Raw genomic sequence first — 11591 nt, 5'->3', positions numbered from 1 at the left:
ACGCGTCAGTTGGTGGTGGGTCGGCCCCGACGGGCGCGCAGCTGGTTGAGGGCGTCGTCGAGCAGCTGCTCCGCCTCTTCCTCGCTGCGGCGCTCCTTCACGTACGCGAGGTGCGTCTTGTAGGGCTCCGTCTTGGCGACCGACGGCGGGTTCTCCTTGTCGCGGCCGGCGGGAAGGCCCGACGACGGCGAGTCGATGATGTCGGGGATCTCTTCCTCAGGAAGATTCGCCGCGAAGTACCGGACGGTCTCGTTGCCGAGAGCGTCCCAGTAGGACACCGCGACGCGGTCCGCGTGGAACCCGCGGTCCTGTTCGCCCATGGGACCCGCGCCGACGCGCGAGCCACGAATTGCACTGCCTCCGGAAGCCATGCAGTCTCTCCTTCTTCAGTGTGCGCTTACGCGCTGAACTTGGTGATCAGACCGAGCACCACGATGCAGGTGATCCAGATCAGCCCGAGGATCACCGTGATGCGGTTGAGGTTGCGCTCGGCCACACCGGACGCACCGAGGTTGGAGGTGACTCCGCCGCCGAACATGTCGGACAGACCACCACCACGGCCCTTGTGCAGCAGGATGAGCAGCGTCAGCAGCAGGCTGGTGATGCCCAGCAGCACCTGCAGGACGACCTGGAGAATCAGCACGGGGTACCTTTCGGGAAGCGTCCGGGCTCCGCCCGGGTAAGACCAACGTCCAGTATAACTTGCGACCCGGTCAGAGACCGACGTGCTTCTGATAGCGGACGATCGCGGCGAACTCGTTCACGTCCAGGCTCGCTCCACCGACGAGGGCGCCGTCCACGTTGGGCTCGCGCATGAAGGCGGCGATGTTGCCCGACTTCACCGATCCGCCGTAGAGGATGCGCGTCTTCGCCGCCACATCCTCGCCGAGCAGCTCCACGATCACCGCGCGTAGCGCAGCAGCGACCTGCCCCGCCTGCTCGGGAGTCGCGGCCTGGCCGGAGCCGATCGCCCAGACCGGCTCGTACGCGACGACGAAGTCGGCCGCGGAGTCGACCTTCGAGAGCGCAGCACGCAGCTGCGCGACCGGAACGGCACTCGCGCCGTGCGTCTCAAGGTCTTCCGCCGTCTCTCCGACGCAGATGATGGGCGCGATGTTGTGCTTCAGAGAAGCGGCCACCTTGCCGGCCACCTGCTCGTCGGTCTCGCCGTGCAGCGTGCGCCGCTCGGAGTGCCCGATGATGACGTAGCGCGACTCCAGCGCCTCCAGGAATGCGGCCGAAATCTCGCCTGTGTAGGCGCCGGACTCGTGCTCCGACACGTCCTGCCCCCCGAAGGCGAGCGGGAGCTTGTCGGCCGAGATCAGCGTCTGAACGCTGCGCAGGTCGGTGAAGGGCGGGAAGACCGCCACCTCGACCGCGGAGTAGTCGTGCCCCGCGTCTTTCAGCGTCCACGCCAGCTTCTGCACGAATGCGATCGCCTGGAGGTGGTCCAGGTTCATCTTCCAGTTGCCGGCGATGAGCGGCACACGCCGCACCGAGGCGCTCACTGCTGCCATCCGAGGACCTCCAGACCGGGGAGACGCTTGCCTTCGAGGAACTCGAGGCTGGCGCCTCCGCCCGTCGAGATGTGACCGAACTGGTCGTCACGGAAACCGAGGGCGCGGACGGCGGCTGCGGAGTCGCCTCCGCCGACGACGCTCAGGCCGTCGACCTCGGTCAGCGCCTGCGCGACGGCCTTCGTGCCGGCGGCGAACGGCGCCAGCTCGAACACGCCCATGGGGCCGTTCCAGAAGACGGTGCGCGCGCCGCGGACGTACTCCGAGAAGAGTTCAGCGGTCTCCGGGCCGATGTCGAGGCCGAGACCCTTGTCGCCCCAGTCGGTGTCCTCGATGGCGTCGATCGGACGCACAGCGTGCTCCGCATCGGCGCCGAACTTCGAGGCCACCACGACATCGCGGGGAAGCACGATCTCGACCCCGAGCTCCTCCGCCGTGGCGAGGTAGCCCTTCACGGTCTCGATCTGGTCGGCTTCGAGCAGACTCGAACCGACCTTCAGGCCCTTCGCCGCGAGGAAGGTGAACAGCATCCCGCCGCCGATGAGCAACGAGTTGACCTTCGGCAGCAGGTGCCCGATGACGCCCAGCTTGTCGGAGACCTTCGAACCGCCGAGGACGACCGCGTACGGCCGCTCCGGGTTCTCGGTCAGCCGGTCGAGCACCTCGAGCTCGGCCTGGATCAGTGTTCCCGCGGCACTCGGCAGCAGCTGCGCGAGCTCGTAGACGCTCGCCTGCTTGCGGTGCACGACACCGAAGCCGTCGGAGACGAACGCGTCGCCGAACGCCGCGAGCTTCTCGGCGAACGCCTTCCGCTCCGCGTCGTCCTTGGAGGTCTCCCCCGGGTTGAACCGGAGGTTCTCCAGGAGCGCCACGTCGCCGTCCTTCAGGCCGTCCACGGCTTCCTTCGCGCCACCGCCGACGGTGTCCTTCGCGAAGGTCACCGGCGCGCCGAGGAGCTCGGAGAGCCGCTGCGCGACCGGCGCCAGGCTGTACTTGGCGTCGGGCGCGCCGTCAGGGCGGCCCAGGTGGGAGACGACGACCACCTTCGCACCCTGATTGATCAGGGCGTTGAGGGTCGGGATCGACGCCCGCACGCGGCCGTCGTCCGTGATCTTCGAGCCCTCCAGGGGCACGTTGAGATCACAGCGGACGACGACACGCTTGCCGGCGAGCGAACCGAGTGAGTCGAGAGTGCGGAGCGTCACGTCGGTTCCCCGGGGTCAGAGACGCTCGGCGACGTACTCGGTCAGGTCGACGAGACGGTTGGAGTAGCCCCACTCGTTGTCGTACCAGCTCGAGAGCTTCACCTGGTCGCCGAGGATGCGCAGCAGACCGGAGTCGAAGATCGAGGAGTGCGGGTCGGAGACGATGTCGCTGGAGACGATCTCGTCCTCGGTGTACTTCAGGATGCCCTTGAGGGGGCCTTCGGCCGCCTTCTTGTAGGCCGCCTTGACCTCGTCGACCGTGACCGGGCGCGACGCGGTGACCGTGAGGTCGGTGATCGAGCCGGTGGGGACCGGGACGCGCAGCGCGAAGCCGTCGAGCTTGCCCTTGAGCTCCGGGAGCACGAGACCGATGGCCTTCGCGGCGCCGGTGGAGGTCGGGACGATGTTGATCGCGGCGGCGCGAGCGCGGCGGAGGTCGGAGTGCGGGCCGTCCTGCAGGTTCTGGTCGGCGGTGTAGGCGTGGACCGTGGTCATCAGACCGCGCTCGATGCCGAACTCGTCGTTGAACACCTTGGCGAGCGGCGCGAGGCAGTTCGTCGTGCAGGAGGCGTTCGAGATGATGTTGTGCGACGCCGCGTCGTACAGGTGCTCGTTCACGCCCATGACGAACGTGGCGTCCTCGCCGGTCGCCGGAGCCGAGATGATGACCTTCTTGGCGCCCGCCTCGATGTGCTTGCGCGCGTCGTCGGCCTTGGTGAAGCGTCCGGTGGACTCGATGACGATGTCGACGCCCAGGTCGCCCCAGCCGAGGTTGGCGGGGTCGCGCTCGGCGAGCACCTTGATGGGCTTGCCGTTGACGACGATGTTGTCGCCATCCAGCTCGACGGTGGCGTCGAGACGGCCCGTGATGGAGTCGTACTTGAGCAGGTGCGCGAGCGTCTTGTTGTCGGTGAGGTCGTTCACCGCGACGATCTCGAGCTCGCTGCCCTTCGCAAGGGCCGCGCGCAGGTAGTTACGACCAATGCGACCGAACCCGTTGATTCCGATCTTTACGGACACAGATGTCTCCAGTTACTCGATGGGCGCCGAAGGGCGCGCTTTGTCAGGTGTTGTGTGCGGACGGCGGCGTCCCGGGAGGCTCCCTCCCGGGACGCCAGCCCGCCTACGACAGTAGCAGCAGACCCGCGGTCTTCTCGCGCGTCCGGATGAAGCGGTCATTGACGTCGGACCAGTTGGTGATGTTCCAGAACGCCTTGACGTAGTCGGCCTTCACGTTGACGTAGTCGAGGTAGAAGGCGTGCTCCCACATGTCGAGCATGAGGAGCGGCACGGTCGCCGCAGCGAGGTTGCCCTGGTGGTCGTAGAGCTGCTCGATGATGAGCTTCTGACCCAGGGAGTCCCACGCGAGGATCGACCAGCCGGAGCCCTGGATGCCGAGAGCCGACGCCGTGAAGTGGGCGCGGAACTTGTCGAACGAGCCGAAGAACTCGTCGATCGCGGCGGCCAGCTCGCCGACCGGCTTGTCGCCGCCGTCCGGGGAGAGGTTGTTCCAGAACACGGTGTGGTTGACGTGACCGGCGAGGTTGAACGCCAGGTCCTTCTCGAGCTTGTTGACGTAGGTCAGGTCGTCGGCGTCGCGGGCCTCGGCCAGCTTCGCGAGAGCGGTGTTGGCCCCGTCCACATACGTCTTGTGGTGCTTGTCGTGGTGCAGTTCCATGATCCGGCCGCTGATGTTCGGCTCCAGGGCCGAGTAGTCGTACGGAAGGTCCGGCAGCGTGTAGTCAGCCATTACTCATCTCCACTGTTGTTGTGATTCGAGCGACTTCTCGAGTCTGCTGAGAGCAACCCGAGCGGCCGTCGGATGCTTCCTGACGGCCACAAGTCCCTTACGAAACGTACACCGCGAAAGCTACACCTCGTCCAGATCCGCGGGGAGGCTCGCCTCGGTGCCGGGGATACCCAGGTCGCTCGCCCGCTTGTCCGCCATGGCGAGGAGCCGGCGGATTCGGCCGGCCACGGCATCCTTCGTCATGGGCGGGTCGGCGTGGTGTCCGAGCTCGTCGAGGCTGGAGTCGCGGTGCGCGAGCCGCAGCTCGCCCGCGTAGCGCAGGTGCTTCGGCACGTCCGGGCCGAGGATCTCGAGGGCGCGCTCGACGCGGGCGCAGGCGGCGACGGCGGCCTGGGCGGAGCGGCGCAGGTTGGCGTCGTCGAAGTTGACCAGGCGGTTGGCGTTGGCGCGGACTTCGCGGCGCTGACGCAGCTCCTCCCAGTTCGTGACGGTCTGGAGGGCGCCCATCGCCACCAGCATCGCGCTGATCGCCTCGCCGTCGCGGATGACGACGCGGTGGACGCCGCGGACCTCGCGGGCCTTCGCGGAGATGCCGATCCGGCCGGCCGCACCGACCAGGGCCATGGCGGCCTCGTTGCCGGGGCAGGTGATCTCGAGCGCCGCGGAACGGCCGGGGTCGGTCAGCGATCCATGCGCCAGGAACGCTCCGCGCCAGACGGCGGCGAGCTCGTCGCGCGAGCCCGTCGTCAGCCGGTTCGGGAGGCCGCGGATCGGCCGGCGGCGCGCATCCAGTAGGCCGGTCTGCCGGGCGAGCGTCTCGCCGCCGTCGAGCACGCGCACCAGGTACTGGCTGCTGCGGCGCAGACCGGATGCCGAGATGACGGACACCTCGCTGCGGACGCCGTAGAGCTCCGCCAGGTCTTTCCGGACGCGCCGTGCGAGCTCCGGGGTGTCGAGCTCGCTCTCCACCGCGATCCGGCCGCCGATGAGGTGCAGGCCGCCCGAGAACCGGAGGATGGTCGCCAGCTCTGCTGCTCGGACCGTGGTCTTGCTGACCTCGACCTTCGTGAGCTCGTCCTTGACGTCGGAGGTGAGAGCCAATCGGATTCCTTACTGTCTCAAGGCGGGGGTGGTGCCGTGGAGGGAAAGGCCGTGATCATTCACGGCCGAGGTCGCGGTGCTTGGTGTTGACCGCAAGACCGGGGAAACTGCGCAACCGCGCCGCGAGCTCTTCCGCAATCGCGACGGACCGGTGTTTTCCGCCAGTGCAGCCTATCGCGATCATCGCGTGTCGTTTGTTCTCGCGCTGGTAGCCGGTCATGATCGGGCGCAGCGCCGCGATGTACCCCTGGATGAACTCGGCAGCGCCGTCCTGCGCCAGCACGTAGTCGCGCACGACCTCTTCGAGGCCCGTGTGGGGCCGCAATTCGGGGTTCCAGAACGGGTTCGGGAGGAACCGCGCGTCGGCCACCAGATCTGCGTCGGCGGGCAGACCGTACTTGAAGCCGAAGCTCATCACCGTGACCTGCACGTCCGCCGCATCCTCCGCCGCGAACGTGTCGGTGATGTTCGTCGCCAGCTGGTGGATGTTGAGGTCGGTCGTGTCGACGATGATGTCGCTCGCCTCGCGGATCTCCCGCAGCCGCGTGCGCTCGGCGGAGATCCCGTCGAGGATCGTCCCGTCGCCCTGCAGCGGGTGCGGCCGGCGCACCTGCTCGAAGCGGCGCACGAGCACCGCATCCGACGCCTCCAGGAAGAGCACCCGCACTTTGGTGCCCTCGCGGAGGCTCTGGATCATGTCGCGCAGGTCGACGAAGAAGTTGCGGCCCCGCACGTCGACCACCGCCGCGATGCGCGGGAGCCCGGACTCCGCCCGGTTGGCGAGTTCGATCAGCGGGCGCAGCATCTGCGGCGGGAGGTTGTCGACCACGTACCAGTCGAGGTCCTCCAGCGCGTTGGCGACCGTCGAACGGCCGGCCCCCGACATCCCGGTGACGATGAGTACTTCCTGTTGCTCCCCGCTTGCGACAGTGTCGTCGTCGGTGGCCATCGTCCGGTCTCCTCCGTGTCGGTGTAGGTCCAGCCTAGCGACTGACCCCGGACGCCTGACCGCTCTGCTCACCTGCGCTGTCGGTTGCAGCGTCGGTCGCGCCGCCCTCCGCCAACCGCTCGAAGATGGCCGTGGCGAGGGTCGGGCCGACCCCGCGCACCTCGGCGATCTCCTCGGGAGTGGCCTTCCTCAGCTGGGCTACCGATCCGAAGTGCTTGAGCAGCACCTTCACGCGCGACGGGCCGAGCCCCGGGATCTCGCCCAGCACCGTGCCGATGTCGCGCTTGCGGCGCGCACGCTGGTACGTGATGGCGAAGCGGTGGGCCTCGTCGCGGAGGCGCTGGATGAGGAAGAGCGCGTCGCTGTTCCGCGGCAGGATCACCGGGAAGTCGGAGTCGGGCAGCCAGATCTCCTCGAGCCGCTTCGCGATGCCGGCGAGCTGGATTCCGGTCACGCCCGACTCGTCGAGCGCCCGTTTGGCGGCGGCCACCTGCGGCTGGCCGCCGTCGACGAGCAGCAGGTTCGGCGGGTACGAGAACTTGCGGCGACGGCGCTCGGCCGCGGCCTCCACCACCTCGTCGGCACCCGCTGCCCCTTCGGCGTCCAGCGCGGTGTCTTCCGCGGTCGCGTCGACTGCGGCGTCCCCGATGGCGTCCGCGGCCGGATCGACGGACGAACCGTCCTTCAGGTAGGCCAGCCGGCGGGTGATGACCTGGTAGATCGACTCGGTGTCGTCCGTGGACTCGGGGATGCTGAAACGGCGGTACTGGTCCTTGCGGGGCAGGCCGTCCTCGAAGACGACCATCGACGCGACGATGTTCGTGCCGCTCAGATGGGAGACGTCGTAGCACTCCATCCTCAGGGGCGCGTCCGGCATGCCGAGGGCGTCCTGGATGTCGTTCAGCGCCTGGGAGCGCGCCACGAAGTCGGAACTGCGGCGGGTCTTGTACAGGATGAGCGCGTTCTTCGCGTTCATCGAGACGGTCTGCGCGAGCGCGGCCTTCTCGCCCCGCTGCGCGGTCCGCAGTTCGACCCGGCCGGTGTGCCGGCCGCGCGGGGCGGACGGATCGGGCGTCTCGCGGCGCCGCTGGGTGAGCCACTGCTCGAGCTCCGCCGTGTCTTCGGGCAGCTCGGGGACGAGGATCTCGCGTGGCGGGGCATCGGGGCCGTCGTAGGCGTTCTGGACGACCGTTTCGACCAGCTCGCCGAGCTCCATGTCGAGCTCCTTGTCGACCACCCAGCTGCGGACACCGCGCACGCGGCCGCCGCGGACGATGAACTGCTGCACGGCCGCAGCGAGCTCGTCGTGGGCGATGCCGAACACATCCGCGTCGATGTTCTCGGTCAGGACGACCGCGCTCTTGCCGAGCGCGCCCTCGAGCGCCTGGATGGCATCCCGGTGCCGCGCTGCGGACTCGTAGTCCATCGTGCTGGCGGCCTGCTTCATCTTCTCGTTCAGGTCGCGGAGGTAGCCGGTGTCGTTGCCGGCCATGAACGACGCGAAGTCGATGGCGAGCGATTTGTGGTCCTCCGGCGAGATGCGACCGACGCACGGCGCCGCGCACTTGCCGATGTCGCCCAGCAGGCACGGACGCCCGGTCTGCTCGGCGCGCTTGTAGACGCCGTCCGAGCAGCTGCGCATCGGGAACGCTTTCAGCATCAGGTCGACCGTCTCGCGGATGGCCCACACCTTCGTGTACGGGCCGAAGTAGCGCGCATCCTTCAGGTTGCGGTTACGCGTGATCATGACCCGCGGGATTCGGTCGCCGAGGGTCACCGCGAGGTACGGGTACGTCTTGTCGTCGCGGAACTTGACGTTGAACGGCGGATTGAACTCCTTGATCCAGGTGTACTCGAGCTGGAGCGCCTCGTACTCGGTGCCGACCACCGTCCATTCGACGCTCGACGCGGTCGTGACCATGCGGCGGGTGCGCTCGTGGAGGCTCCGCAGCGGCTGGAAGTAGTTGCTCAGCCGGGCGCGGAGGTTCTTCGCCTTGCCGACGTAGAGCACGCGCCGGTTCTTGTCGCGGAACCGGTACACGCCCGGCTGCGTCGGGATCTCGCCGGCCTTCGGCCGGTAGCTGACGGTGTCTGCCACGGCGCGCCTTACGCGGCGCCCCGAGCCGACTCGCCCTGGAGCATCTCCTTGAGGAAGAAGCCGGTGTGGCTGCCCGGGGTCTCGGCGACCTTCTCCGGGGTGCCGGTCGCGATGACCTCGCCGCCGCCGGCACCGCCCTCCGGACCCATGTCGATGATCCAGTCTGCGGACTTGATGACGTCGAGGTTGTGCTCGATGACGATCACCGTATTGCCCTTGTCGAGCAGTCCGTTGAGGACCAGCAGGAGCTTGCGGACATCCTCGAAGTGCAGACCGGTGGTCGGCTCGTCGAGCACGTAGACGCTCCGGCCGTTGGACCGGCGCTGCAGCTCGGTCGCGAGCTTCACGCGCTGGGCCTCGCCACCCGACAGGGTCGTCGCGCTCTGGCCGAGCCGGACATAGCCGAGCCCCACATCCACCAGCGTCTGCAGGTAGCGGTGGATGGCCGAGATCGGCCGGAAGAACTCCGCCGCCTCGCTGATCGGCATGTCGAGCACCTCGGCGATGTTCTTGCCCTTGTAGTGCACGGAGAGGGTGTCGCGGTTGTACCGCGCTCCCCCGCACACCTCGCACGCGACGTATACGTCTGGCAGGAAGTTCATCTCGATCTTGATCGTGCCGTCGCCCGAGCACGCCTCGCAGCGGCCGCCCTTGACGTTGAAGCTGAACCGACCGGGAAGGTAGCCCCGGGCCTTCGCCTCGGGCGTCTCCGCGAACAGGTTGCGGATGCGGTCGAACACGCCCGTGTAGGTCGCCGGGTTCGAGCGGGGCGTCCGCCCGATCGGCGCCTGGTCGACGTGCACGACCTTGTCGAGGTTCTCGAGTCCGGTCACCGTGCGGTGCTTGCCCGGCACCTTGCGGGCGCCGTTGAGCTTGTTCGCCATCACCCGGTACAGGATGTCGTTCACGAGCGACGACTTGCCGGAGCCGGAGACGCCGGTGACCGCGACGAACGTGCCGAGCGGGAAGTCGACCGTGACCTTCTTCAGGTTGTTGGCCTCCGCATCCACGACCCGGATCATCCGCTTCTTGTCGACCTTGCGCCGCTTGCTGGGGAGCGCGATCTCGCGACGGCCGGCCAGGTAGTCGCCGGTCAGCGAGTCGGTGTTCGCGAGCAGGTCGTCGTACGAGCCGGAGTGGACGACGTGGCCGCCGTTCACGCCTGCGCCGGGGCCGATGTCGACGATCCAGTCGGCGGTGCGGATGGTGTCCTCGTCGTGCTCGACGACGATCAGCGTGTTGCCGAGATCACGGAGGGCGACGAGCGTGTCGATGAGCCGGCGGTTGTCGCGCTGGTGCAGGCCGATGCTCGGCTCGTCGAGCACGTAGAGCACTCCGGTCAGGCCCGAACCGATCTGCGTCGCCAGGCGGATGCGCTGGGCCTCGCCGCCGGACAGGGTGCCTGCCGCGCGGGCCAGGTCGAGGTAACTGAGGCCCACCTGGATGAGGAAGTCGAGGCGGATCTTGATCTCGCGCAGCACCTGCGCGCCGATCTTCTGCTCCCGCTCGGTCAGGTGCAGCTTCTCCATGAAGGTGCGGGCGTCGCTGAGGCTCAGCTGCGACGCGTCCGCGATGCTCTTGCCGTGCACGAGCACCGCGAGCACCTCGGGCTTGAGTCGCTTGCCACCGCAGACCGGGCACGGCACCTCACGCAGGTACTCGGCCCAGCGGGCGCGCTGCGTGTCGGTCTCGGCCTGGAGGTACTGGCGCTCGATGTACGGCACCACGCCCTCGAAGCCGGAGGTGTACGACATCTCGCGGCCGTAGCGGTTCTTCCACTTCACCTTGACCTCGAAGTTGTCGCCGTGGAGCACCGCGTCCTTGACGTTGTCCGGCAGCTTCTTCCACGGCGTCTTCAGCGAGAACTTCAGGTCGCGTGCGAGGCCGTCGAGCAGCTTCTCGTAGTAGTTGAAGAGTCCCTTGCCCTGGGTGGTCCACGGCACGATGACGCCCTCGGCGATGCTGAGCGTGTCATCGCCGAGCAGGAGCTCGTCATCGACCGACATGCGCGTGCCGAGTCCCGAGCACTCCGGGCAGGCGCCGAACGGCGCGTTGAACGAGAAGGTCCGCGGCTCGATCTCGGTCAGCTGGATCGGGTGGCCGTTCGGGCAGGAGAGCTTCTCGCTGAAGTTCTGCCACGCCGCGGCTCCCTCGCGGTCGACGTAGTTGATCTGGACGAGGCCGTCGGTCAGCCGGAGCGCCGTCTCGAGGGAGTCGGTGAGGCGGCCCAGGATGTCGGGACCGGCGACGAGACGGTCGACCACGACCGAGATGTCGTGCTTGTACTGCTTCTTCAGCGTGGGCGGGTCGGAGAGCTGAATCTGCTCACCGTCGACGAGCGCACGCGAGTAACCGCTCGCGGCCAGCTCCTTGAAGAGGTCGACGAACTCGCCCTTCTTCTGCGAGACCACGGGGCTGACGACCATGTACCGGGTGCCCGGCTCCAGCTCCATGAGCTGGTCGGCGATCTGCTGCACCGTCTGGCGCTGGATGCGCTCACCGCAGATAGGACAGTGCGGAACCCCGATGCGGGCCCACAGCAGTCGCATGTAGTCATAGATCTCGGTGATCGTGCCCACGGTCGACCGCGGGTTGCGGTTGGTGGACTTCTGGTCGATCGAGACCGCGGGGCTCAGGCCCTCGATGAAGTCCACATCCGGCCGGTCGACCTGACCGAGGAACTGGCGCGCATATGCCGACAGGGACTCGACGTAGCGCCGCTGCCCCTCGGCGAAGATCGTGTCGAACGCGAGCGACGACTTGCCCGATCCGGACAGACCTGTGAAGACGACCATCGAATCGCGCGGGATCTCGAGGTCGACGTTGTGGAGGTTGTGCACGCGTGCTCCGCGCACGCTGAGGTGCGACCCCGTCACTCTGCTGATGTTTCCCGTCTCGCTGTTCACTCGCCCGCTGCTCACTCGCTCTATTCTCCGCCATCCGTGCTGGGAAATCGGGGCTGTTCGCCCAC

Annotated in this window: 10 protein-coding genes; all 10 read right to left on the bottom strand. The window is 67.8% G+C overall.

The window, feature by feature from the left end; all coding sequences use genetic code 11:
- Positions 1-5: 5 nt before the first annotated feature.
- The 10 genes from AB4Z18_RS07810 to uvrA all read right to left on the bottom strand — a co-directional run bounded on the left by AB4Z18_RS07810 (position 6) and on the right by uvrA (position 11541).
- Positions 6-371, bottom strand: a complete 366-nt coding sequence (locus AB4Z18_RS07810; protein ID WP_441782116.1) for an RNA polymerase-binding protein RbpA — start codon at positions 369-371, stop codon at positions 6-8.
- Positions 372-397: 26 nt separating this feature from the next.
- The gene (secG, locus tag AB4Z18_RS07805) at positions 398-643 is read right to left on the bottom strand and encodes a preprotein translocase subunit SecG (protein ID WP_018191139.1); all 246 of its coding nucleotides are present in this window, start codon (positions 641-643) and stop codon (positions 398-400) included.
- 70 nt (positions 644-713) lie between these two features.
- A complete protein-coding gene (gene tpiA, locus AB4Z18_RS07800) occupies positions 714-1517 on the bottom strand; it encodes a triose-phosphate isomerase (RefSeq protein WP_441782115.1) in 804 nt (267 codons plus the stop codon).
- The gene (locus AB4Z18_RS07795; RefSeq protein WP_441782114.1) at positions 1505-2722 is read right to left on the bottom strand and encodes a phosphoglycerate kinase; all 1218 of its coding nucleotides are present in this window, start codon (positions 2720-2722) and stop codon (positions 1505-1507) included. The genes tpiA and AB4Z18_RS07795 overlap by 13 nt, the downstream gene beginning before the upstream one ends.
- Positions 2723-2737: 15 nt before the next feature.
- Positions 2738-3742 carry a type I glyceraldehyde-3-phosphate dehydrogenase gene (gap, locus tag AB4Z18_RS07790; protein WP_441782113.1) on the bottom strand — a complete coding sequence of 335 codons (1005 nt, stop codon included), beginning with the start codon at positions 3740-3742 and terminating at the stop codon, positions 2738-2740.
- Between the two features lie 103 nt (positions 3743-3845).
- Complete coding sequence (locus tag AB4Z18_RS07785) at positions 3846-4472, bottom strand: superoxide dismutase (RefSeq protein WP_441782112.1); 627 nt, start codon at positions 4470-4472, stop codon at positions 3846-3848.
- Between the two features lie 120 nt (positions 4473-4592).
- Positions 4593-5573: a DNA-binding protein WhiA gene (gene whiA / locus AB4Z18_RS07780; protein WP_441782111.1), complete on the bottom strand. Its 981-nt coding sequence runs from the start codon at positions 5571-5573 to the stop codon at positions 4593-4595.
- Between the two features lie 55 nt (positions 5574-5628).
- Positions 5629-6522, bottom strand: coding sequence for an RNase adapter RapZ (gene rapZ, locus AB4Z18_RS07775; protein WP_441782110.1), 894 nt, complete (start codon positions 6520-6522; stop codon positions 5629-5631).
- Positions 6523-6556: 34 nt separating this feature from the next.
- On the bottom strand, positions 6557-8620 hold the full coding sequence (uvrC, locus tag AB4Z18_RS07770; protein ID WP_441782109.1) for an excinuclease ABC subunit UvrC: 2064 nt from the start codon (positions 8618-8620) through the stop codon (positions 6557-6559).
- An 8-nt stretch (positions 8621-8628) separates the two neighbouring features.
- Complete coding sequence (gene uvrA / locus AB4Z18_RS07765; protein WP_441782108.1) at positions 8629-11541, bottom strand: excinuclease ABC subunit UvrA; 2913 nt, start codon at positions 11539-11541, stop codon at positions 8629-8631.
- Positions 11542-11591 lie beyond the last annotated feature (50 nt).

It is taken from the genome of Leifsonia sp. 2TAF2 (genome assembly GCF_052115085.1).
Lineage (GTDB): Bacteria > Actinomycetota > Actinomycetes > Actinomycetales > Microbacteriaceae > Leifsonia.
Note: the sequence above shows the minus strand (reverse complement) of the source record. Positions and strands in the feature narration are given on the sequence as shown.

Coding starts and splice junctions, on each gene's coding strand:
- AB4Z18_RS07810 (WP_441782116.1), bottom strand. CDS start 371: ATGGCTTCCGGAGGCAGTGCAATTCGTGGCTCGCGCGTCGGCGCGGGT.
- tpiA (WP_441782115.1), bottom strand. CDS start 1,517: ATGGCAGCAGTGAGCGCCTCGGTGCGGCGTGTGCCGCTCATCGCCGGC.
- AB4Z18_RS07785 (WP_441782112.1), bottom strand. CDS start 4,472: ATGGCTGACTACACGCTGCCGGACCTTCCGTACGACTACTCGGCCCTG.
- rapZ (WP_441782110.1), bottom strand. CDS start 6,522: ATGGCCACCGACGACGACACTGTCGCAAGCGGGGAGCAACAGGAAGTA.